This window comes from Kitasatospora sp. NBC_01287, assembly GCF_026340565.1.
Lineage (GTDB): Bacteria > Actinomycetota > Actinomycetes > Streptomycetales > Streptomycetaceae > Kitasatospora.
In genome coordinates this window covers 6,985,407-7,009,035 of the sequence record NZ_JAPEPB010000001.1, presented here as the reverse complement: position 1 = coordinate 7,009,035, position 23,629 = coordinate 6,985,407, and the positions used below count along the sequence as shown (strand labels likewise).

Annotated in this window: 12 protein-coding genes; 5 read left to right on the top strand and 7 right to left on the bottom strand. The window is 72.2% G+C overall.

The features are described 5' to 3' along the window. The first annotated feature begins 279 nt into the window (after positions 1–279). Positions 280–1,206 carry an SGNH/GDSL hydrolase family protein gene (locus OG455_RS30695; RefSeq protein WP_266299285.1) on the top strand — a complete coding sequence of 309 codons (927 nt, stop codon included), beginning with the start codon at positions 280–282 and terminating at the stop codon, positions 1,204–1,206. 324 nt (positions 1,207–1,530) lie between these two features. Further along, complete coding sequence (locus OG455_RS30690) at positions 1,531–3,531, top strand: NPCBM/NEW2 domain-containing protein (protein WP_323185653.1); 2,001 nt, start codon at positions 1,531–1,533, stop codon at positions 3,529–3,531. A 55-nt stretch (positions 3,532–3,586) separates the two neighbouring features. On the opposite strand, the gene OG455_RS30685 is transcribed toward OG455_RS30690, so the two are convergent. Continuing rightward, positions 3,587–4,729: a HoxN/HupN/NixA family nickel/cobalt transporter gene (locus tag OG455_RS30685; protein WP_266299283.1), complete on the bottom strand. Its 1,143-nt coding sequence runs from the start codon at positions 4,727–4,729 to the stop codon at positions 3,587–3,589. A 196-nt stretch (positions 4,730–4,925) separates the two neighbouring features. On the opposite strand from OG455_RS30685, the gene OG455_RS30680 reads away from it, so the two are divergent. Further along, positions 4,926–6,932: a CocE/NonD family hydrolase gene (locus tag OG455_RS30680; RefSeq protein ID WP_266299282.1), complete on the top strand. Its 2,007-nt coding sequence runs from the start codon at positions 4,926–4,928 to the stop codon at positions 6,930–6,932. 76 nt (positions 6,933–7,008) lie between these two features. Here OG455_RS30680 and OG455_RS30675 read toward each other — a convergent pair whose 3' ends face one another. Next, on the bottom strand, positions 7,009–7,998 hold the full coding sequence (locus OG455_RS30675) for a hypothetical protein (protein ID WP_266299281.1): 990 nt from the start codon (positions 7,996–7,998) through the stop codon (positions 7,009–7,011). 158 nt (positions 7,999–8,156) lie between these two features. On the opposite strand from OG455_RS30675, the gene OG455_RS30670 reads away from it, so the two are divergent. Next, entirely contained in the window at positions 8,157–9,299 is a 1,143-nt protein-coding gene (locus OG455_RS30670; RefSeq protein WP_266299280.1) for an esterase family protein, read from the top strand. An 87-nt stretch (positions 9,300–9,386) separates the two neighbouring features. Then, the gene (locus OG455_RS30665) at positions 9,387–11,756 is read left to right on the top strand and encodes a glycosyltransferase family 39 protein (protein ID WP_266299279.1); all 2,370 of its coding nucleotides are present in this window, start codon (positions 9,387–9,389) and stop codon (positions 11,754–11,756) included. Positions 11,757–11,864: 108 nt separating this feature from the next. On the opposite strand, the gene OG455_RS30660 is transcribed toward OG455_RS30665, so the two are convergent. The 5 genes from OG455_RS30660 to OG455_RS30640 form a co-directional block, all read right to left on the bottom strand. After that, complete coding sequence (locus tag OG455_RS30660; RefSeq protein WP_266299278.1) at positions 11,865–12,164, bottom strand: hypothetical protein; 300 nt, start codon at positions 12,162–12,164, stop codon at positions 11,865–11,867. A gap of 4 nt (positions 12,165–12,168) precedes the next feature. Then, on the bottom strand, positions 12,169–13,800 hold the full coding sequence (locus OG455_RS30655) for an alpha/beta hydrolase (protein WP_266299277.1): 1,632 nt from the start codon (positions 13,798–13,800) through the stop codon (positions 12,169–12,171). Between the two features lie 65 nt (positions 13,801–13,865). Next, positions 13,866–14,627, bottom strand: a complete 762-nt coding sequence (locus tag OG455_RS30650; protein ID WP_266299275.1) for a hypothetical protein — start codon at positions 14,625–14,627, stop codon at positions 13,866–13,868. 83 nt (positions 14,628–14,710) lie between these two features. Further along, the gene (locus tag OG455_RS30645; protein ID WP_266299273.1) at positions 14,711–15,784 is read right to left on the bottom strand and encodes a hypothetical protein; all 1,074 of its coding nucleotides are present in this window, start codon (positions 15,782–15,784) and stop codon (positions 14,711–14,713) included. Between the two features lie 126 nt (positions 15,785–15,910). Beyond that, positions 15,911–23,179, bottom strand: a complete 7,269-nt coding sequence (locus OG455_RS30640) for an RHS repeat-associated core domain-containing protein (RefSeq protein ID WP_266299271.1) — start codon at positions 23,177–23,179, stop codon at positions 15,911–15,913. Between the last annotated feature and the right edge of the window lie 450 nt (positions 23,180–23,629).

Sequence of the window (23,629 nt, the reverse complement as noted above, 5' to 3'; positions counted from 1 at the left end):
ACCCCGGCCGGCCTCTCGGACCGCGCGGGGACCCCGATCCTGGGGCCTGTGCTCCGGCGAGTCAACCACCGAGGGGCTCCCGCCGGGGCCGGTGCAAGGGATCCCGGGGCGAATTCCGCATTCCGAATTCCGCTCCACCCCGACGCGAAATTCAGGCGCCGAATTCCCCTCCCGCATTCTGTAGACGCGTAGGAAACCTGACGGTAACTTACCTGTCAGTAGCACCCGCGGCAGTGCGCACACACCCCCACCCTCTGTTTCTCTCCCCAGGAGGAACCCGTGCTCAGCCCTGCCCGGAAACTCTTCGGCGGCCTGGCCCTGGCGGCCGCGCTGATCAGCCTGTCCGCGAACTCGGCGATCGCCGACACGAGCCCCTACAGCTCCTATGTCGCGCTCGGTGATTCGTACGCGGCCGGTGCCGGCGTACCGGATCAGTCGGCCGGACTCTGCCTGCGCTCCGACCACAATTACGGCCATCTGGTGGCCGCCGCCCTGGGCACCTCGTCGTACACCGACGTGACCTGCTCGGCCGCCAAGGTCAAGGACATCACCGGCTCGCAGTACGACGCCATCATCAAGGTGAACGACCCGCAGCTGAACGCCGTCTCGGCCGGCACCAAGCTGGTCACCCTCGGCATCGGCGGCAACGACCTGGGCACCTCGGACCTGGGCATCGCCGACGTGATCGCCACCTGCATCGGCGGCGCGGTGGTCAACCCCGCCGGCACCCCGTGCAAGGACGTCTACGAGCACGGCCACTGGGCCTGGGACTGGAGCTCGCTCAGCTTCAGCTGGCAGTACGGCGAGGACACCCTGGTCGACCGGATCGACGCCGCCGCGCCCCAACTGGCGAGCGTGCTGCGGCAGATCCACGCCAAGGCCCCGGGCGCCAAGGTGCTGCTGGTCGGCTACCCGTCGGTGCTGCCGGCCGACGCCTCGACCTGCGCGGGCCGCCAGCCGGTCACCGTGGGCGACGTGGCCTACCTGCACGGCATCCTCGGGCAGCTGAACGACATGCTGGCCGCCACGGCCGCGGCCAACGGCGCCACCTACGTGGACACCCAGACCCCGACCGCGGGCCACGACGTCTGCTCCGACGACCGCTGGATCGAGGGCGCGCTGCCCGACCAACCCGCCGTCCCGTTCCACCCGAACGCGACCGGCGAGCAGGTGATGGCGAACGCCGTGCTGGCGGCGCTGCACTGACGTACCGTCAACTACCGCACGGCGGGGCGCGACCGGACTCCGGTCGCGCCCCGCCGTCGTTCACCGCCGCCTCAACGGGCAAACACAACTCAACATGATCCTCCATGAACGAACGTCAGATCCCTTGACATGGGCAGCCCCAGGCTCTGTCATATGTGATGTTCCGTTTGATTGCGTTCAATTTCGTCGCCTTCAGGAGGATCCCCCTTGCACAGCACCCACAGAGTCGGCCGCCGCCTCGGCGCGCTCGGTACCGCGCTCACCCTGCTCACCGGCGGCGGCGCACTCGCCGTCGGCCTCGAACTGGCCGCCGCGCCACCGGCCATGGCCCTGGACAACGGCGTCGACCGGACCCCGCAGATGGGGTTCAACAACTGGAACTCGACCGGCTGCAGCGACACCTTCAACGAGGCGATGGTCAAGTCGATCGCCGACCTGTTCGTCAGCAAGGGCCTCAAGGCCGCCGGCTACCAGTACGTCAACCTGGACGACTGCTGGGCACTGCCGAACCGGGACGCGAGCGGCAACCTGGTCGCCGACCCGGTCCGGTTCCCGGACGGCATCAAGGCGCTGGCCGACTACGTGCACTCCAAGGGCCTGAAGTTCGGCCTCTACTCCAGTGCCGGCACCAGCACCTGCAACGCCAAGGGCTTCCCCGGCGGCCTGGGCCACGAGCAGCAGGACGCCAACCTCTGGGCCTCCTGGGGCGTGGACTACCTCAAGTACGACAACTGCAACAACCAGGGCATCGACTCGCTCAGCCGCTACCAGGCGATGGGCAACGCGCTCAAGGCCACCGGCCGCCCGATCGTCTACAGCATCTGCGAATGGGGCTCCACCCAGCCGTGGACCTGGGCACCGGCCGTGGGCAACTCCTGGCGCACCACCGGCGACATCAGCGACAACTGGGACTCGATGCTCGCCAACGCGACGGCCAACATGGGCCTGGCGCCCTACGCCAAGCCCGGCGCCTTCAACGACCCGGACATGCTGGAGGTCGGCAACGGCGGCATGACCGGCACCGAGTACCGCACCCACTTCAGCCTCTGGTCCGAGATGGCCGCCCCGCTGATGATCGGCACCGACCTGCGCACCGCCCAGCAGCAGACCTTCGACATCCTCACCAACAAGGACGTCATCGCCATCGACCAGGACCCCCTGGGCAAGCAGGGCTCGGTGGTCTCCGACTCCGGCGGCCTGGTCGTGATGAGCAAGCCGCTGGCCGACGGCAGCCGCGCGGTGACGCTGACCAACGAGGGCTCCTACGCCACCACGATCAGCACCGACGCGGCGACGATCGGCATCGCGGGCGCGCCCTCCTACAGCGTCAAGGACCTCTGGTCGAAGGCGACCAGCACCAGCACGGGCAGCATCAGCGCCACCGTCCCCGGGCACGGCACGGTGATGTTCCGGGTCACCCCGAGCGCCGCGGTGCCGCCGGCCGGCGGCATCAGCTACCTGAGCGACCTGCCGTTCGCCTCCTCGACCAACGGCTGGGGCCCGGTCGAGCGCGACATGAGCAACGGCGACTGGCAGCCCGGTGACGGGCGCGACCTCGCCGTGCGCGGCACCCACTACAGCAAGGGCCTGGGCACCAACGCGCCCAGCGAGGTGGACTTCTCGCTCGGCGGCGCCTGCAAGGACCTGGTGACCGACGTGGGCATCGACGACGAGACCGGCGGTCAGGGCTCGGCCGACTTCCAGATCTGGGCGGACGGCAAGCAGCTGGCCGACAGCGGCACCCTGACCGGCACCGCCGCCGCGAAGACGCTGACCGCCGACCTGACCGGCGCGCAGACGCTGCGCCTGGTGGTCACCGCGCCGAACGGCGCCAGCTGGGCCCACGCCGACTGGGCCGGGGCCAGGATCGCCTGCGGCGCGGGACCGGCCGCCGGCACCCACCAGCTCTCCGACCTCACCTGGTCGCTGGCCTCCAACGGCTGGGGCCCGGTGGAGCGGGACCTGAGCAACGGCGAGAACTACGCCAGGGACGGACAGCCCATCAGCATCGGCGGCACCCGCTACGCCAAGGGCCTGGGCACCAACGCGCCCAGCGAGGTGGACTACTACCTCGGCGGCTCCTGCCACGCGCTCAGCACCGACGTGGGCATCGACGACGAGACCTACGGCCAGGGCTCGGCCGACTTCCAGCTCTGGAAGGACAACACCCTGGTCGCCGACTCCGGGCTGGTCACCCCCGCGAGCGGCGTCAAGCACCTGACCGCCGACCTGACCGGCGCCGACCAGCTGCGCCTGGTCGTCACCGCGCCGAACGGCGCGAACAGCGCGCACGCGGACTGGGCGGCCCCGGTGCTCAGCTGCTGATCCGGTGACCTGCTGACCTACTGACCCGGTGAACGGCCGGTGCCGGAGCGCGGACTCACTCCGCCTCCGGCACCGCGCCGTCGGCCGGCGGCGCCGACCACTTCTGCTCCACCTTGCCGAACTTCCAGAAGGCCAGCGCGCCCGCCCAGGTGACGGCGAAGAGGCCCACGATCGCGAAGCCCACGTTGTTCAGGTTCAGCGTGGCGATCCAGCCGATCGGCCCGCCGGTGATGCCGTACTGGTCGGCCAGCAGCCCGACCAGCTCGATCACCCCGATCACCAGCGCCACCAGCACCGACAGGCCGGTCACCGTGAGGTTGTAGTAGATCTTGCGGACCGGCTTGGAGAAGGCCCACTCGTACGCGAAGTTCATGAACGAGCCGTCGATGGTGTCCAGCAGGCTCATCCCGGCCGCGAAGAGCACCGGCAGCACCAGCAGCGCGTACCAGGGCAGCGAGAAGGCCGCCGCGCCGCCGGCCAGCACCAGCAGCGAGACCTCGGTGGCGGTGTCGAAGCCGAGCCCGAAGAGCATGCCGACCGGGTACATGTGCCAGGACTTGGTGACGGCCCTGGTGGTGCGGCCCAGGATCCGGTTGAGGAAGCCGCGCTTGTCCAGCTGCGCCTCCAGCTCCGCCTCGTCGAAGTGCCCGCCGCGCATCTTCCGGAAGACCTTGAGGATCCCGTTGAAGGCGCCCAGGTTGACCAGGCCGATCACCAGCAGGAAGGTCCCCGAGACGCTGGTGCCGATCAGGTTGGTGGTGCGGTGCAGCTGGGAGTCGTCGGTCTCGACCGAGGAGGCCAGCGAGCGCACCCCGAAGGCCAGCAGCGCGCAGAGGCCGAAGACGATCGAGGAGTGCCCGAGCGAGAACCAGAAGCCGACCGAGAGCGGCCGCTTGCCCTGGCCCATCAGCTTGCGGGTGGTGTTGTCGATGGCCGCGATGTGGTCGGCGTCGAAGGCGTGCCGCATGCCCAGGGTGTAGGCGGTCAGGCCGAGCCCGGCCCCGAAGGCCTGGTTGCCGATCGAGTAGTGCTTGGGCGCGATCACCGCGAGCAGGGTGAACCAGCCGACGACGTGCAGCGCCAGCACGAAGCCGCCCATCCCCGCCAGCCGCAGCCACTCGTCGCGGGTGAGGCGGGCGGTCCAACGGGTGGGGGCGACGGCGGTCGCGGTGGTGGTGGGTGCCGGTGCGGTACTCATGGGCGGCAACCTCTTTCGGGATCTGCGGTGGTGACGCGGTGCGGTCGAACTTGCCCATCCTTCCGTCTCGGCACCCGTACTTGCAAGTGATGTGCAATTAGGTCCGATGAGCGAACGTCCTGACCTGGCCGTGCGGTCTGGACACGCGTCCGGACGGTTCGCCACTTTTGCCCGTTTCCTCCTCTATGGTCGGTCCATGCGACACCCTGTCAGCTACCCCCACCGCATCACCCGCGAGGACCTGCGGATCCCGGTGGCCGAGGGCGTCGAACTGCACGCCCGGATCTGGCGCCCCGTCACCGACGAGCCGGTGCCCGCCCTGGTCGAGTACCTGCCCGACCGGCTGACCGACGCCACCGCCGAGCGCGACGCCGAGCGCCACCCCTGGTACGCCGGCCACGGCTACGCGAGCGTGCGGGTCGACCAGCGCGGCCACGGCAACTCCGGCGGACTGCCCGGCGAGGAGTACGGCGGCCGGCAGGTGGAGGACGGCCTGGCGGTGCTCGACCAGCTCGCCGCCCGGCCCTGGTGCAACGGCCGGCTGGGCCTGATCGGACTGGGCCGGGGCGCGAGCACCGCGCTGCGGCTGGCGGCGCGGGCCCCCCGGGCCCTGCGGGCGGTGGTCGCCGTCGGCGCCAGCGAGGACGGCTACGACAACGACGCGCACTACCTGGGCGGCGCGCTGCTCGGCCCGCCCGGCCACGCCCGGGCCACCGCGCTGCTCGCCCTCGCCGCCCAGCCGCCGGACCCCCGCTACGTCGGCGAGCAGTGGCGGCGCCAGTGGCTGGAGCGGCTGGCCGCCGTCGAGCCGCACCTCTTCCCCTGGCTGGCCCACCAGAGCCGGGACGACTACTGGCGGCGAGCCGCCCTGGAGGCGCCCTACGACACGATCAGGGCCGCCGTGCTCGCGGTGGGCGGCTGGGCGGACCCCTCCCGCGACACCGTGCTGCGCCTGGTCGAGCGGCTCACCGCGCCGGTGCGCGGGCTGATCGGCCCCTGGGCCGGGCAGTACCCCGACCGCGCGCACCTGCCGGGGCCGGCGATCGGGTTCCTGCAGGAGACGCTGCGCTGGTGGGACCAGTGGCTCAAGGACACGGACACCGGGATCATGGCCGAGCCCGCGCTGCGCTGCTGGCTGGCCGAGCCGGACGGCACCGGGCGCTGGGTCGGCGACGACCAGTGGCCCTCGGACGACGTGCGCGACATCCACTACGGCCTGGCCGAGGCGCTGCGCACCGCCGGCACCCCCGAGGGCGAGCGCTTCGTGCCGGTCCGCTCCCCGCAGCACACCGGGATCGACGCCGGCCGCTACCTCCCGCTCGGCGGCGCCGCCGACCTGCCGCCCGACCAGCGCGAGGAGGACGGCCGCTCGGTCTGCTTCGACAGCGCCCCGCTCTCCGAGCGGCTGGAGCTGCTCGGACGCCCCTCGGTGCGGCTGCGGCTGCGCTGCGCCGCCCCGCGCGGCCAGGTGACCGCCCGGCTCTGCGCCGTGGCACCAGACGGCGGCTCGACCCTGGTCACCCGCGGCGCGCTCAACCTGGCGGCCCGGCACGGGCGGGAGGTGGCGGTGCCGTGGGAGCCGGGCACGGTCGCCGAGGTGGAGTTCGAGCTGCTGGCCGCGGCCTTCGCGATCCCGCCCGGTCACCGCATCCGGCTGGCGCTCTCCTCCGCCTACTGGCCCTGGCTCTGGCCGCAGCCCGAGACGGCCGGCTTCGCCGTCGACCCCGGGCCCAGCGTGCTCACCCTGCCGGTGCGCCACCTGGCCGCCGACGTGGGCCGGGCGCCGATCGGCTTCGCCGAGCCCGAGCAGGCCGGGCCCTCGGCGGTGCGGCACGGCACGCCCACCGAACCGCGGCCCGAGCGGCTGGTGGTGCGCGACGTGGCGGCCGGTGAGTGGCGCCTGGAGCTGACCCCTCGCCCCGGCGCCACGCAGCGGCACCCCGACGGCCTGGCCCGCACCGAGCGGTCGCTGGCGAGCTGCCGGATCCGCTCGGCCGACCCGCTCAGCGCCGCCTCGCACGCCGAGTGGACGATCCGCCTGGAGCGGCCCGAGGACGGCTGGGACGTCACCGTGCAGGCCGACTCGGACCTCGACTGCGATGCCGAGGCCTTCACCGCCCGCGGCCGGCTGACCGCCTGGGAGGGCGGCGCGGTGCTCTTCGAGCGCGACTGGGAGCGCCGGATCCCGCGCACGGCCGGCTGACCCGTCCCACCGCGCCACGCCCGGTGGGACGGGGGCTCGCGGGACGGGCCTCAACGGGCCTTACGGGACGTGGTCGTTACGGGACGGGGTAGGTGTCCGGCGGCACCGTGTCGGTCTGGGCGTTGCCGCCGACGCTGGCCGACAGGGTGAGCGTGTAGGTCTGGTACGTGCTGGACGTGGTGGTGAAGTCGGCGGTGTCGTCGAACTTGGTGAACTCGCAGCTCTGGGTGAACTTCTTGGTCGAGTCGTCCCAGTCGAGGCCACCGGTGAAGAAGATGTTGTACGTGCCGTCCTCGATCCCGGTCACCTTGGTGCTCTTGCCCTTGAGCACGTAGAAGGAATAGGCCGACTGCCCGTCCTTGACCAGGGAGAGCACCGCGTCCGTGGTGCCGCTGGTGTTGTCCACGGTCAGCTCGCCGCTGCCGTCCGCGCTGCCCTTGCGGACCCAGGCGCCGTTGTCCAGCGCGCGCTGCTGCGGCTGCGGCAGCTGCGGGACGGTGAAGGTGCTGGAGTACCCGGCGGCCGACAGCGTCTGCAGCGCGGTGGCCACGTCCTTGAGCCCCTGCGACTGGCCGGTCTCGGCGAGCGCGGAGGAGGTGGCGCAGACCTTGCTGCTGCTGATGTCGCTCTGCACGGCGCCGAGGTCGGTGGCCAGCGAGCCGAGGGCGACGTAGAGCTGGCGGTGCGTGTCGCCGACGGCGGAGGGGGCGTCCTCGCCCTGCAGACCCTGCGCGCCGGCGCTCGCGGCCTGCTGCGCACTGGCCAGCGCGGTGTTCAGGTCGTCCAGGCTGCCGGCCTGGGTGAGCTGGGCCAGCGCGTTGCTGACCGGGCTGACGTAGGACTCCAGCACCTGCCCGTAGGGCAGCGCGGTGGGGCTCGGGCTCGCGGTCGGCAGCGGCCCCATCGAGCCGACCGGAGCCGCGCCCTGGTCGTGGGCGGCGGTGCAGCCGGCGGCCAGCAGCAGCGCACCGGTCAGGACCGCGGTCTGCCGCAGCGGGTGGCGGGCGGCTCCGCGCCCCGGACTGCTGGTGGTACGTGGTGATCCGTGCAAGGTGAAGACCCCCATGAAGGCGCTCGCGTGCGCGTGCGCGATCAGCGTCCCAAAGCCGGACTGACCGGGTCAATGGGCCGTGCACGAGACGTGAAGCCCCGCATACGAAGGGTGCCCGGCGCGGCCGAGGGGGCGGAGGACGGCGTGTCCCACTCGTCATCTAGGATCGGGCGGTGCTCGCCCTGACCGGACTCCCGCTGCAGATCGTCACCAGCCTCCTCGCGCTGGCGGCCTTCGTCGCCACCCTGTGGCTCTGGCCCAAGCTCGCCGGATCGGGCGTCAAGCCCGTCCTCGGCCGGCTCGGCACCTTCTTCGGCACCCAGGTGCTGGTGCTGGTGGCGATGGCCTTGGTGGCCAACTCCTACTTCGGCTTCTACACCAGCTGGACCGACCTGCTCGGCACCGCCGGCGGCCCCGGCACCGTGGTCGACCACCAGCCGAGCAACTCGCTGAAGGTGACCGGTCAGCAGAGCTTCTACTCCTCGCAGGGCTCGGCCGAGGACCGCTCCGGGGTGATCCAGCAGGTCTCGGTGACCGGCGCCGCCTCCGGGCTGACCAATGACGGCTACGTCTACCTGCCGCCGCAGTACTTCCAGCCCGCCTACGCCGACAAGAAGTTCCCGATGGCGCTGGTGCTCGCCGGCTACCCCGGCTCGGCCGAGAAGCTGATCTCGCTGATGCAGTACCCGGCCAGCACGCTGAAGGCGATCAACGCCAAGCAACTGCCGCCGACCGTGCTGGTGATGATGCGCCCCTCGCCCATCGCCAACCGGGACACCGAGTGCATGGACGTCCCGCACGGCCCGCAGGTGGAGACCTACTTCACCCAGGACCTGCCCAAGGCCGTGGCCACCGGCTACCGGATCGCCCCGCAGGCCTCCGCCCACGCGGTGATGGGCGACTCGACCGGCGGCTACTGCGCGCTGAAGTTCGCGCTGCGCGAGCCGGACGCCTACGGTGCGGCGATCGCGCTCTCCGCCGACTACAGCGTCTCCAACGACCCCACCACCGGTGACCTGTTCGGCGGCAGCGAGCAGCTGAAGCGGGAGAACGACCTGCTCTGGCGGCTGCGGAACACCGCGCCCGCGCCGGTCTCGCTGCTGCTGGCCACCAGCCCCAACGAGAGCAACTACCAGGCCACCCAGGAGATGGTGAACTCCTTCAAGGCGCCCACCAAGCTCTCCACCATCACACTGGACAGCGGCGGCCACAACTTCCACACCTGGGGGCGGGAGATCCCGCCGGCCCTGCAGTGGCTGGGCCGGCAGTTCTCGGTCCCCGGCCTGGCGGCGGCCCCTGCCCAACAGGGCGCCTGACTCGGCGGTCCGCGCGCGGCACGGCTCATAACCGCCTCACAGCAGGACCCCACGGCCCGCTCAGCGTGAGGGCGGAACGTGGCACCCATGACCACGACCAGTTCCACTCCCCAGAGCAGCGTGCCGTGGCCCGAGGGCGCGCACCACCCGCCGCCGCAGCCGGCCCCGGAGCGGCGCGAGCACCCGGCGGGCCCAGCGGCCACGCCGCCCTACCCGCCCGCCGCGCCGCCAGGACCGGGGCCGAAGGGGCCGCGGAGCTGGTCGGGCCGACTGCGCACGCTGCCCGCCCGGACCTGGCGCGGCCGACCGGACGACCCCGCCTGGGTGCGCCCGGCACTGCTCGCCCTGCTGGTCGCCACCACCGTGCTGTACGGCTGGAACCTCACCGCCTCCGGCTGGGCCAACTCCTTCTACTCCGCCGCCGTGCAGGCCGGCACCCAGAGTTGGAAGGCCTTCTTCTACGGCTCCTCGGACGCCGCGAACTTCATCACGGTCGACAAGCCCCCGATGTCGCTCTGGCCGATGGAACTCTCCGCCCGGCTCTTCGGGCTCGGTTCGTTCACCGTGCTGGCCCCCGAGGTGCTGATGGGCACCGCCACGGTCGGCGTCCTCTACGCGGCCGTGCGCCGCCGCTTCTCCCCGCTCGCCGGGCTGCTGGCGGGCGGTGTGCTCGCGCTCACCCCCGTGGCGACCCTGATGTTCCGCTTCAACAACCCGGACGCGCTGCTGGTCCTGCTGATGACGCTCGCCGCCTACGCCTTCATCCGGGCCGCCGAGGGCGCGAGCACCCGGTGGCTGGTGCTGGCCGGGGTGATGTTCGGCTTCGGCTTCCTGACCAAGACTCTGCAGGCCTTCCTGATCCTGCCCGGCCTCGCGCTGGTCTACCTGGTCCTCGCGCCCACCGGACTGTGGCGTCGCGTGGGGCAGTTGCTGGCCGCCGGGCTCGCGCTGGTGCTGGCGGGCGGCTGGTGGGTGGCCGTGGTGCAGCTGGTGCCGGCCAAGGACCGGCCCTACATCGGCGGCTCGCAGGACAACAGCTTCCTGTCGCTCACCTTCGGCTACAACGGCTTCGGGCGGCTCACCGGCGACGAGACCGGCAGCGTGGGCGGCGGCGCCCCGGCGGGCGGCGCGGGTGGCGCGGGCGGTTTCGGCGGCGCCGGCGGCGCGGGCGGCGCGGGCGGCGCGGGTGTTCCGGGGGGCGCGGGCGGTCCCGGTGGCGGCGGTTCGCACTGGGGCACCACCGGGCTGACCCGGCTCTTCGGCACCGACCTGGGCGGACAGATCGCCTGGCTGCTGCCGGCCGCGCTGGTGCTGCTGCTCTTCGGCCTCTGGGTGACCAGGCGGACCGCGCGCACCGACCAGGCGCGGACCGCGTTCCTGGTCTGGGGCGGCTGGCTGCTGAGCACCGGCCTGACCTTCAGCTACATGTCCGGGATCTTCCACCAGTACTACACGATCGCTCTCGCCCCCGCCGTCGCGGCGCTGGTCGGGATGGGCGTGGACGGCCTGTGGCGGGCCCGCCGACGGCTCCCGTACGCCGCGCTGCTGGCCCTGGTGGTCGCCGGCACCGCCGTCTGGGCCTACCAACTGCTCGGCCGCAGCCCCGACTTCGTGCCGTGGCTGCGCCCGGCGGTGCTGGTCGGCGGCCTGCTGGCGGCCGTGGCGCTGCTGCCGGCCGCGCGGCTGGCGGCCCGGCCCGCCGCCGTGGTGGGCGCGGTCGCGCTGCTGGCGGGGCTGGGCGGTCCGACGGCGTACGCGCTGGACACCGTGTCGACCGGGCACACCGGCTCACTGCCCACCGCGGGACCACAGGTGGCGGGCGGCGGCCCCGGCGGCGGGCAGCGGCGGGGCAACGGCGGCTTCCCGGGCGGCGGGCGGAGCGGCCAGGGCGGCGGCGCGGGCTTCCCGGGTGGCGGCCGGGGCTTCCCCGGCGGCGGCACCGGCACCGGCAACGGCGCCGGCATCGGCAGGACGGCCGGCGGCACGCTCCCCGGCGGCGGTCAGGGCTTCCGCCCCGGCGGCGCGGGCGGAAGAACCGTTGGCGGAGCCGGTGGCGGCGCGGGTGGCGGCATGGGCGGCGGCATGGGCGGCCTGCTCGACGGCGCGCAGGTCAGCCCGGCCCTCGCCACCCTGCTCAAGACGGACGCCACCCACTACACCTGGACCGCCGCGGCCATCGGCTCGCAGAACGCGGCCAGCTACCAACTCGCCGTCCGGCGGCCGGTGATGGCGATCGGCGGCTTCAACGGCAGCGACCCCTCGCTGAGCCTGGCCGGCTTCCAGCAGGACGTGGCCCAGGGGAAGATCCACTACTTCGTCGGCGGCGGTGGCGGCTTCGGCAACCAGCAGGGCGGCTCCGACGACAGCTCGCAGATCTCCAGCTGGGTCGCCGCGCACTTCACCGCGAAGACGGTGGGCGGCACGACGGTCTACGACCTGACCGCGCCGACCTCCTGACCCGAGACCGTCCTGCCGCTGCCGGGCCCCGAACGGGCCCGGCGGCGGCACGACCGGCAGCGGCACGACCGGCGGCGTCACCACCACCCGGCCTCACCACCACCGGCGTCACCAGTCCCGGTGCGACCAGAGGTCGGGGGTGAGGTCCAGGGAGCGCAGCCAGGTGTACTCGCCGCGCTGCGTGATCGCGGCGCCCTCGCGCTCCAGCGCCGCCATCAGCTCCTCGTCCGACCCGGCGCCCAGCGCGGCCGCCACCTTCGGCACGTCGGCCGCGCTGACCGTGATGTAGTACTCGAAGTCGGTCGCGCCGTTGTAGTCGTGCCCCTCGAAACGCAGCTTGCCGTCGTCCTCCAGGGTGGCCGTGGCGTGCAGGCCCTTCCAGGCCTTGAGGATCACCGAGTGCGCCACCGCGTCACCCCGTGATGTCGGTCGAGCAGTGCGTCCCGGCCGCCGGCATGGTGCCGGCGAGCAGGAAGGCGTTCACCGCGGTCTGGACGCAGCTGCTCTTGTCGTAGGCGGTGTGCCCGTCGCCGTCCCGGGTCAGCAGGGTGGCCTGGGAGAGGGTGGCGGCCAGGTGCTGGGCCCAGGCGTAGGGGGTGGCGTCGTCGCCGGTCGAGCCGACCACCAGGATCGGGGCGCTGCCGGCGGCGGTGATCGCCTGCGGCGGGGTGCCGTGGGCCGGGAAGGCGCCGCAGTCCAGGCCGATCCGCAGGTCGTCGACGGTGACCCGGCCGTTCAGGTAGGAGGCCTTGTCGTGCAACTGCTGCAGGGCCTGCTGGAGCTGGTCGTCGGTGGGCGCGGCGGAGCCGTCGTCGGCGCAGTTGATCGCCATGTTGGCGTCGGCCTCGTTGCTGTAGTGGCCCTTCTCGTCCCGGCCGTTGTAGTTGTCGGCCAGCGCCAGCATCATGTCGGGGCTGTGCAGCCTCATCGCCTGGGAGAGCCCGATCCGCAGGTAGTCCCAGTCCTTGGCCGAGCCGTAGAGCATGCCCAGCGCGCCGGTCCAGCCCTCGGCCGAGGTGAGGGTGCGGCCGGACTTGGCGGAGGTCAGCGGGTGCTCCTGCAGGCCGTCCAGGAAGTCGGCGGCCTTCTTCGCGGCCGCCTGGGGGTCCGAGCCGAGCGGGCAGTCGCTCTGCTTGACGCAGTCGGCGGCGAAGTGCTCGAAGACGCCCTCGAAGCCGATCTGCTGCTGGACGTCGGCGTCGAGCGCGTCCACGCTCGGGTCCATCGCGCCGTCCAGCACCAGCCGGCCGGTGCGGTCGGGGAACTCCTGGGCGTAGACGGTGCCGAGGTAGGTGCCGTACGAGAAGCCCAGGTAGTTGAGCTTCTGGTCGCCCACCACCCCGCGCAGCACGTCCAGGTCGCGGGCCGCGTTCACCGTCCCGACGAACGGCAGCAGCTTGCCGGAACCGGCCGCACAGGCGCTCTCGAAGTCCTTCATGCTGGTCGGGGTCGCGTGGTCCTGGGCGTTGAACTTGTCGCGCGCCGCGTCGTCCAGGCAGTGCACGGCGGTGCTCCGGCCGACCCCGCGCGGGTCGAAGCCGACCAGGTCGTAGCGCTGGTTGAGGGTCTTGAACTGGCTGACCGCGGTGTTGCTGAGGTAGTCGATGCCCGAGCCGCCGGGGCCGCCCGGGTTGAAGAAGAGCGAGCCGAGGCGCTGGCCCTGCTGCACGGCGGTCTTGCGGATCAGCGCGATGTCGATGGTGTCCCCGGCGGGGTTGGTGTAGTCCAGCGGGACGTGCGCGGTGCCGCACTGGAAGACCGAGAGGTCGGTGCCCTGCTGGTCCGGGTCCGCCGAGCAGGACGCCCAGCTGATCTGCTGTCCGTAGAAGGACTGCAGGGCCGGATCGGCGGCGCCGGTGGGGTGCGCCGTGGGCGTCGGCGAGGGTGAGGGCGTGGGGGCGGCGGACGGGCTCGGCGCCACGGCGGAGGCCGAGGCCACCACCGAGGGCGCGGCGGGGCTCTTGGCGGCGGTGGTGCCACCGGAGCCGCCACAGCCGGCCAGCGCGGTGACCCCCAGCACGGCGGGCAGGATGCGACGCGACACGCGCGCCAGAGTGCTCTTCACCGCAGACAGATATCACCTTCTCTTCATACAAACACACACCGGGGTCACTCTGATCGCAGCAGCCCCCGGGCCGCCGTCAGCTCGGGCCCGGCGCCGTGCCGCCGCAGGTACCGCAGGCCCTGGCGCAGGTAGGCCCGCGGATTGGTGGTCAGGTGCCGGTCCCAGCCCGGCCGCTGCTCGCCGCGCAGCCAGGCGTAGCAGGCTAGCCCGTAGCCGAACTGCTGCTCGGAGAGGTAGCCGAGGCGCTGCCAGGAGCGCTGCCGGTGGTCGCGGGTGGTGGTGAAGGCGGAGTTGGCGGTGAAGACGCCGAGGCCGGCGAAGACCGTGAAGAGGTCGGTGAGCGGCTCGTGGTCCTCCCGGGCAGCGCTGATCCGGCCCTCGTCCAACAGCCGGACGTGCCCCAGCTCATGCGCGATGGTGGCCACCAGGGCCACCGGGCGGGCCGCCATCCGCTGGTCGATGCCGATCACCACCTGGCCCTCGCGCCGCCGGTAGTGGCCGGCCGCGAAGCGCGAGCGGCTGGTCAGCCCGAGCTCGGCGACCATCGCCGCCTCGCCGTCGTCCGGCTCGATCTCGACCGTGACCAGCTCCGGGTGCACACCGGTGAAGCCGCAGATCCGGCCCACCAGCCGGCGGATCTCGGCGGGCGTGCCGGAGTACGGCCCGGGGAACTGCTCGGCGGTCGGCAGCACCGGCTCGCGCAGCGGCATCGCCGGGCCGAACTCCCCGGCCAGCCAGGCCGTCGAGCGCTCGATCCACTCCCTGGGCCCGTCCCCCACCGGGCACGCCGCCGCACGCCACCGCATCCGCTCTCCCCCGTCCGCCAACACCCTGTCCGCCAACACGCTGTCCACCAACACCCCGTCACCGCATCGGTGATGGCCCGACGCTACGCGATCCGGGCGAGTTCCACCTCGACCTCGGCGGGGTCGAAGGCGCGGCTCGCGAAGAGCCGGTCCAGCCGCGCGGCCGTCAGTGCGGCGATCTCCCGGTGCTCGGCCTCGACCCGCTCGGCGATCGCGCGCAATCGCGCCCACTGTTCGGGATCCCCGATCGCCTCGGCGAACACCTGCCTGGTCACCAGCTGCATCGCCATCCGCGCCGGCTCCTGGTCGACCGGGATGTCGCCGGCCGCCCCGCTCTCGCTGTTCAACTCGGCCCGGATGGCCGCCTGTGCCGCCCGCGGCGCGAAGAGGTGCCGCGACTCCGGTGGCACCTCGGCCAGGTACCCCGCCAGTACGTCGCCGACCTCGCGCGGCTCGCAGGGGGCCGGGAACCGCCAGCGGATCGCCGCACGGAAGAAGACCAGGGACGCCACCGTGAAGTACGAGTTGCACCTCGCCAGCGCCTGCCCGGACTCCGCCCCGCTCCGCGCGGCCCAGACCGCGGCCACGGCCTCGCGGAACTCCTCACTCTCCGTCATCGACGGCCGCCGCTCCGGCACCGACGGCCGCCGCTCCGGCACCGGGGCGGCGGCCGGGTACAGCACGACGCCCCGCGCCTCGATCCGCCGCTCGGTGTCGCCGATCAGGTTGACGACCTGACGCGGCGGCCACGTCAACCGGGGCATGATCAGGTAGCACAGCGTGCTGTGGCCCCGGGCCCGCTCCGACTTGGTCAACTCGCCCGGGATCCCGGGCACGCGCTTGCGGGCCGCCGCGATCAGCACCTCGAAGACGGCCCGGTCCGGCGCGCCGGAGTCCGGCGGGAAGCGGTCGACCTCCTCCAGCAGGCCGGCCTCGCTCGTTCCGCCCACCTTCAGGTACTTGTCGAGCAGGTGCTCGAACACCTCCGCCAGCGGCTGGAGTTGCTCCGGCTCGTCCGGGATCTCGTCGAACCGCGCCGCGTACTCCCGGCGGAGCTCGACCTGGTCGGTCAGCGCCGCCGCCAACCAGCATCCGACGAGCGACCTGGGCTGCCGCGCGCCCAGCATCCGCCGCCACTCGGTCCGCAGAGCCTTCATCAGCCGTCCACTCCGTCCAGTCCGTCCACTGTGTCCTGCCGTGCCTGAGGTGGCCGCGGAGCCGGAGCTCCGCGGCCACCAGGGATCGATCAATACTGTCCGGCTAGCGCCGAGCGGCGCACGGGGTCACCCGCGCCATCGCCTCACCCCCAGCACGACCACCTTGGCCACGGCGGCCCCCAGGATCAGCATGACACTTGGCGAGGAGTCGATCTGGTGGTCCACCGGCACCGCATCCCCGCCCTTGGGCCCGACTACCGCGTTGGTGCCCAGCACGCGCCCCTTGCTGACGGCGTCCAGGAGACTCTCGCTGTCCTTCAGAGCGGTACTGACCTCGTCGGCTCCCTTCTTCATCGGCATCTCCTGCGCGGCCGCCCTGGTCCCGGCGGCCCCGGTGCTGCCCGCCGGCGGGGAGCAGTGGCAGAGCGGGTCACCGTCAAAGTGGATGTTCAGCGGGCACGCGTCGTTGTGCACCAGCACCGGGATGCCGTCCGCCACCACGAAGTAGGTGTGCAGGTCCTCGACGGTGAGGTTGTACGCGGTCTCCGGGGCCGTCCGGTAGTTGTGGACGGTGGTGACCGTGGCGGTCCCGACGGCGGCGTCCACCGCGATCCGGTCGCCCGGCGTCAGGTCCGCCGCATCGGTCCAGCGCTGGGTGGTGACGTCCCAGAACGGGTGGTGCTGGGTGGAGGTGACGGCACCCTTCGCGGGCGTCGTCCCCGAACCGTCCACGGCGAAGGTCAGGTCGGTGAAGGCCTGGTCGTCGGGGGTGACGATGGTCTGGGTGACCGCCTCGCCCGAGGACTGCCCGGTCTGCGGATCGGCCGAGGCCACCTGGTCGCCGATGGCGACGGTGTTGATGGCCTTGGTGCTTCCGTCGGCCAACAGGACCTGGGTTCCGGCGGGGAAGGAGTTGGCGCACGCCCTGCCGACCTTGGAGAGCGCCGAGTCGATCGCGTCGCCCAGCATCGGAGCGGCCTTCGTCAGCACGGCCTTGCCCACGGCGCTCGCACCCTCGGAGAGCACACCGCTGGCGGCACCGAAGGCGGCACCGGTGGCCACGTCCTTGAAGACGCCGCCCGGGGTGGTCGGCCCGTCAGGGCTGAGCAGGTCGTAGGTCGCCGCACCGGCCGCGCCCGCGGCCGCGCCGCAGCCCGCCACGGCGAGCAGGCTCGCCCCTCCCGTCTCGGCCGCACCGGCGAGCGAACCGCCGATGCAGCCGGAGTAGACGATGGTCTCCACCACCGCCTGTCCGATGTCGGCCCGGTGGTTCCAGGCCCACTGGGCGCCGCTGCTGGTCGCCTGGGAGACGGCCTGGGCACCGCTCGCGATGGCCTTGGCACCGCTGGTGACGACATGGCCGGCCGACTTCAGCCAGGAGCGCCAGCCACCGCCTCCGCTCTTGCCACCGCCGTTGCTCTTGGTCGTGGGCTTGGGCGCGGGCGGCACGTAGTGGCCGTGGTGCACCTCGCCCGCGTCCGGGTTGTCCGGGTCCTCGGGGCCCGTGTCGACGTAGCGCACCGGGTTGCTCGGGCTGCTGCCCGTACCGCCGATGGGCGTGCCGACGCCGCAGATGTCGGCCGGGCAGAGACCGGTCGGGTCACTGCTGTCGACCGGGTCGTTGCCGCTGTAGGCGTAGCCGTTCCACTGCTGCGGACTCGTGGCGGCCAGCAGCGGATCGGGGTTGAGGAAGCGCCCGTGGACGGGGTCGTACTCCCGGTCGCCGAGGTTGGTCAGCCCGGTGGCGGTGTCCTGGATGCCGCCGACGAAGCCCTTGTCACCGGACCAACTGCCCGGCGAGGGTTGGGTGCCACGTGGGTTGCCGAACGGGTCCAGCGGGCGGCGCGTGACGGTCTGCGCCGAACTGGTGTCGATCTGCACGCCGTTGGTGCCGTGCGGATCGGCCGCCTGGTAGACGAGGGTGCCCCCGCCGGTGGCCGCGGTGACCCGGGTGATCGTCAGACCGCCCGGTGACGGGTAGTAGCGCACATCGGAGAGCGACTGGCTCGCCGTGTCGAGGGTGAGCTCGTCCATCCCCAGTTCGAGGGTGGTCTTGCCCGGGTCGCGCCGGATCAGCTGGTTGCCGTCGGCGTCGTACAGGTAGCTGGTGCCGCCCTGCTGGCTGGTCCGGGCGACCGAGGCGAGCTGGTCCTCGCCGGTCCAGCCGAGCGTGGTGGTGCCGGACGTGTCGGTGATCGCGGTGGTGTTGCCCAGCAGGTCGTACTGGAAGGTTGTCTTCTTCGTGCCGCCGCTCGGCGAGGTGGCGGTCGAGGAGAGCAGCGCGTGCGGACCGCCGGAGCCGGTGTTGGGCTGACCAGGGGTACCGAACACCTGCGTGGTGGTGACGTCGTTGGCGGTGTTGCCGCTGACGTCGTGCTGGACCAGCTGGGTGCGGTTGCCGGTGCTGTCGTAGCCGTAGGACTGCCAGTACGGCGCCGGGCCGCCCACGCTCGGCGTACCGGCCGAGGTCGCCGGGCCGTTCGCGTTGGCGCAGCCACCGATGCCCGGCACCGAGGCCGGGTTGCCCTTGGCGTAGGAGGTGCCCGAAGTGTCGGTCCAGACGCCGGTGGGCTTGGTGGTGACGCTGCCGGTGTCCGTCCAGGCCTGGCTCAGCCGGCCGAGGTAGTCGTAGGTGTAGCACTGCGTGTCACGCGCGGAGGCGTTCTGCAGGTCGGTGGCGGAGGTGATCTGGCCGGACGGGTCGTAGGTGTAGTTGGTCTGGTCGACGGAGCTGGTGCCCGCCTGGCGGTCCAGGAAGGAGGAGAGCACCGAGCCGGTGGCGGCGTCGTACACCTGGGTGGAGACCACCTGGGTGCCGTAGTCGCCCAGCGTGGTGCGCACCGGGTCGCCGAAGGCGTCGTACTGGACGTCGTGGACCAGCGTGTCGTTGCCCCAGGAGTTCTGCAGGTTCCCCGAGGTGTCGTAGACGTTGCTGACCGTCTCGGCCGGCAGGCCTCCCATGGCCGGCAGGTCGGTGTGGTCGAGCGTGCCCAGGATGTTGTTGTAGCCGTAGCCGGTGGTGTAGGTCCCGGCCAGCGCGCCCTCGACCGCCGGGATGGTCACCGTGCTGCCCTGCGGGCGGTAGGCGGCGTCGTACCCGGTCAGCGCCTGGCTGTAGGCCGCGCCGCCGGCGCCGCCGACGTAGCGGGTCGAGCCGGTGGGCTTGCCCTTGGCCAGCGTGTCGTAGCTCCAGGAGGCCAGCTCGTTGGCCGGGGCCACCGAACCGCTGTACATCGCGGTCTTGCGACCGAGGATGTCGTAGGTGTACGCGAGGGTGTTTCCCTTAGCGTCGACGGTGTGGTCGATCCGGGAGTTGACGTCGTAGTAGGTCCGCGAGGTCCCGGTGTCCGGGTCGCTCTGGGAGGTTTGACGGCCCATCAGGTCATAGCCGTAGGACCAGGTGTTGCCCGCCGCGTCGGTGCGGGTGGCCGCCTGGCCGGAGGGCGTGTAGGTGTAGCTGGTCACGTCCGCGTCGCCGGCGTTCCCGGTCGGCGTGCCGCCGTGGTACTGCCAGAGCGCGGTGGTGTTCCCGCGCGCGTCGGTGAACGTGGAGGTGGCCGAGCCTCCGGCCGGCGGGGTGGTGTCGGTGCGGTCGGCGCCCGGGTAGGCCGTGCTGGTCGACCACTGGAGCTGCGCGTAGGACATGAAGGCCGAGTTGACGACCTGACCGCGTCCGTCGTAGGTCAGCCAGGTCTCGGACGGCACCTGGGAGTCCTGCGGCAGGAAGATCGTGCTGTTGGGGAAGCTCGTCTTCTCGTAGTAGGGCCCGGCCTCCTTGACCTCCCAGCCGTGCGAGTCGTAGCCGACGTCGCTGATCAGGCGGCCTGAGGCGGCGGTCGGCGAGGTCGCCTGCGTCTGCCGCAGCCGGCCCAGGCCGTCGTAGAGCTGGTTCGTGTAGGAGTAGGTGCTGTCCTCGTTCAGCGTCTGGCTGGTCACCACGGAGGGGCCGGTCAGACCGTTGATCGCGTACGAGTACTTGAAGTTGGGGTTCTTGCCGGTGGCCTGCTGGGGAAGCCAGACCGCGGCGAGCCGCCCGAGGCCGTCGTACTGCTCCGTGGTGGCATGGCCGTTGGCGTCGGTGGAGACCAGCGGCAGGCCGCGGCCCGGGTCCTGGTCCACGGTGGTCGCCCAGGAGGCGCCCATCGGGCCGGTCAGCGTCACCCGGGTGGGCAGCGCGCCGGTGGCCGGGGTGTAGGAGGTCGCCGAGGTGGCCGCCGGCGCGGCCGGATCGGGACCGGTCAGCCGGCTGCCGGAAGCGCCGTAGGTGGATCCGTCGCCCTCGCTGACCGTGGCCGGGCGGCCGTAGAGGTCGAAGGTCGCGCGGGCCGAGTTGGCGAACACCGGGTTCCCGGAGCCGTCGTAGTGGTCGAGCAGCTCCGAGCTGGTGGTCTCGGCCAGCGCGCCGGCCTGGCCGAACGGCTGGCCGTCGTAGATGCTGCGGACATCGCTCTGGGTGTTGGCGCTGGTGGCGGTGGTGCCGCAGGGCCCGGTCACCGACTTCTTCTCGCTCAGCAGTGTGAGCAGCATCGGGTCGGCGGCGCTGGTCGCATAGGAGTCGGTGGTGCAGATCTCCGGAGTGGCGGCCGTGCCGTCGCCCTTGTCGTCGACCTGGGTCTCCCGGTTGCCGTGCGCCGGATCGCTGCCGGCAACGGTCGTCGAGGTGCGCCAACTCCCGTTCGAGAGCTTTTCCTTGGAGACACTGGTGAGCTGGGAGGCGGGATAGCGCGCGACCAGCGGCGGCATGCCGCCACTCTGCTGGTGGGTCGCGGTGGTCTGCTGCCCGTTGGAGGTGCTGCCGCTCATCGCCACGACCTGGCCGCCGGCCTGGTCGTACTCCTGGGTGGCGAGTTCGGTGCCGGCCAGCCAGTCGCTGTCCGTCACCGAGCCGCCGAGCGGGTCGGGGACACTGACGCCGGGTTCGCTGCCGTCGGCCTTGACGTCGCCGTCCATGCCGCGCAGGTAGGTCACCGTCTGCTGCGTCCTGGGTGCCTCACCGGTGAAGCCGCTGCCGGTCGTGGTGGTCACCGACTGGTAGCCGCGGAACCCGTCCCAGGTCCGGGTCTTCGGGTCGGTGAACTCCGCGTCGTCGCGGTGCCAGGCCGCGCCGCCGGCGTAGGTGTAGTGGGTGTCCTTGACCAGCGACCCGGTGACCGCGTCCTGCTCGGTCACATCGGTCACGGTGAACTTGTTGAACCAGTCGTGCACCGGGTCCGTGGAGCTCGACCCCGGCAGGTACCAGTGCACCGGCAGGCAGGCCATGGTGTTGCCGTCCTCGGAGGCCGGCATCGTGTTGTTCACCCGCGAGCACTGCGGCTGGCTGTAGACCACGTTGATCTGGCCACCGGTCTCGGTGGTGATCTGCTGGATCCGCGGCCGGTTGAACACCGGCTCGGCCGGCACGAGTCCGTCGACCCGGTTGGGCAGTTCGCGGGCGGCGAAGGAGACCGCCGGCAGGGTCTGGGCGGGTTGGCCGTCGGAGCCGGTGCGCTGGATCGAGGAGAGCCACAGCGTGGGCTTGGTGCCGTCGCCGGGGTCGGGGAGCGAGTGGGTCAGCGCCCAGGAGTCCACCGTCCGGTAGGCGGAGCCGACCAGCACCTGGGTCGAGATGCCGGCCAGTCGCTTGGTGGTGAAGAACGACGGTGAGGTGTTGGCGCAGGTCGTGGTGCAGAGCTGGTCCAACGGGACGTCGGGCCAGTAGGCGGCGTTCGCGGTGGTGCGCTGGTCCTCCGCGCAGGTGATCGTCCCCGAGGGCAGGCAGCGCTCGGCGGTGGCGAAGACCACCTTCACGGCCGGGTTGACCGAGCCGTGCGCCGCGACCTGCTCCGGCAGCCGCTGGCCGTAGGCGATCTGGGTCGGGTAGCCGCCGCGGACGTAGCTGGTCAGCGTGCCGCTGCCGCCGTTCTGCCCGCCCCCGCGGCTGTAGTTGTTGGTCTCGGTCGCGTAGGAGTACGTGAGCAGGTTCTGGTGGGTGTCCACCACGTAGTCGAGGTTCCACCGCCAGCCCATGGTGCACCAGGAGCCCTGCCCAGCGGTGGAGCTGTAGCACGGGTCGCCGCTGTTCGGGGAGTAGACCGGCTCGCCCCAGGCCGAGTTGGTCGCGGGATCGGTGCCGTCACCGCCCGGCAGGTGGTCCAGGCCGAACCAGTACTGCGTGCCGTCCCCGGTGGTGACCTTCCAGTACTCGCCGTTGTTCAGGCCGTTCGGCGCACCGGTCAGCTGCTCGATCTTCGAGCCGTCGTCGCTCTGCAGGTGCCAGACCCCGGTGGCGTCGTCGCGCACCAGCGTGCCGGAGTGCCCGCCCAGCGAGAGGGTGGCGTTCTGCCCACCCCAGCACAGGTCACCGGAGTTGGTGATGCCGTCCTTCGAACAGCCCTTGTAGGAGCGTTCGATGAAGCCGGGTGAGTAGCTCCAGCCGTCACCCACCCACGAGGACTGCGAGTTGGTCGACGAGGTCATCCCGTCGACCGCCGAGGAGTCGTAGGACAGCGCCACCGCGGGCGCCTTCCCGCCGAGCCCACCGGGCAGCTGGATCGGGTACGAGTAGGTGAAGTCGCCGAGGTTCGACCCGGCGCCCCAACTCGCCGACGGTGAGAGCGAGGTCGCCGCGTAGGAACCCCCGGAGCCCGCGGGGCCCGAGGTGGCGGCCAGCACCATCGGCGCGGCGGCGGGGGCGGTGGCGGCGCCCGCACTGCCCGCGGCGGCCGCCGGATGGTCGGCGGCCGGCTGTGGCAGCGCCACCTCGGCACTCAACGTACCCGATCCCGGGTCCAGTTGGCTCTGCAGCGGGGTCTGCTGCCGGCACTGCGCGAGGTCGGGCGTGGTCAACGCGCAGGCCGGCAGCTGGACCAGGTGCGCGCGGTCGGCCCAGAGGCCGTCGCCCAGGGCGGGCAGGTCGAGGTTCACCACCACCTTGTGGCCGGGGCCGCCGGTGTCGGCGTCGGTCAACGTGAGCAGCGGTCCGGCCACCCCGGCGGCCTTGCTGCCGGCCGGGCCGGCGAGGGCCACCTTCACCGGGTGGGCCGTGCTGGTGTCATCGGCGGCCTGCGCCAGGGTGACGGCCGACGAACCGGCGGGGACGGCCGAGAGGCCGGCGGAGGCCGGTGAGCCACCGCCGGTGGCCGCCGCGGCGGCGCGCGCTTCGGCCGAGTCGGCACCGAGCACGACGGTCGCCGTCGCCGCGGCCACCGGGGCGGTGGCCACGGCGGGTTGCCACTGCTTCGGCTGCGGGTAGGCGGCCGGCCGCGGCCCGCTCACCACCTGGTTCCCGCCCGCGACCGACCTGGTGCCACCGCCCAGGGGAGTGTCCGGCGGCACCCAGGTCTTGCCGTGCGGGCGCCGCGCGGCCCAGGCCTCGGTCGGTGGCACGGCCAGTAACGCCATGGCCAGCACGGCCACCAGCCCCAGGCTCAGCCATCTGTGCGGTCGCCAGATCGGACGTTGCCGTGGTCGTGTTCGAGCACGCCAAACTCTCACGAGCACTCCTCGCGCTGTCATGTCAGTGAGGCTGCGTTCCTCCCGTCCGCCGCCGAGCGCGCAACCGTTCGAGCGGGACACACCTCAGCACAGACGGACCTGTCCCGTATACGAATAGCCCTGATTTGCAGATAACTTGAGGGTTCCCGGCACCACAAAGCGGACTTCTCACCGGAATACCCTGAACTCCTTGACGCATCATGCCTGTTGGCCGCATCGTTCCCGTTCGAACAACGTGTCACCAAAGGCAGCACCATGGCCGACTTCGACCGGAGACGTGCATCCGACATGCCCAGCATCAGAAGACCTGAAAGACCGTCAGTCCACCTGCGGCGTCCGGCGGCGGGGCGCCGCGCCGCGTTACTGGCGGTC

What these genes read in the sequence shown, in the direction of transcription:
- OG455_RS30675 (WP_266299281.1), bottom strand. Translation starts at nt 7,998, where the DNA reads ATGGGGGTCTTCACCTTGCACGGATCACCACGTACCACCAGCAGTCCG.
- OG455_RS30685 (WP_266299283.1), bottom strand. Translation starts at nt 4,729, where the DNA reads ATGAGTACCGCACCGGCACCCACCACCACCGCGACCGCCGTCGCCCCC.
- OG455_RS30665 (WP_266299279.1), top strand. Translation starts at nt 9,387, where the DNA reads ATGACCACGACCAGTTCCACTCCCCAGAGCAGCGTGCCGTGGCCCGAG.
- OG455_RS30680 (WP_266299282.1), top strand. Translation starts at nt 4,926, where the DNA reads ATGCGACACCCTGTCAGCTACCCCCACCGCATCACCCGCGAGGACCTG.
- OG455_RS30650 (WP_266299275.1), bottom strand. Translation starts at nt 14,627, where the DNA reads ATGCGGTGGCGTGCGGCGGCGTGCCCGGTGGGGGACGGGCCCAGGGAG.
- OG455_RS30690 (WP_323185653.1), top strand. Translation starts at nt 1,531, where the DNA reads ATGGCCCTGGACAACGGCGTCGACCGGACCCCGCAGATGGGGTTCAAC.
- OG455_RS30645 (WP_266299273.1), bottom strand. Translation starts at nt 15,784, where the DNA reads ATGAAGGCTCTGCGGACCGAGTGGCGGCGGATGCTGGGCGCGCGGCAG.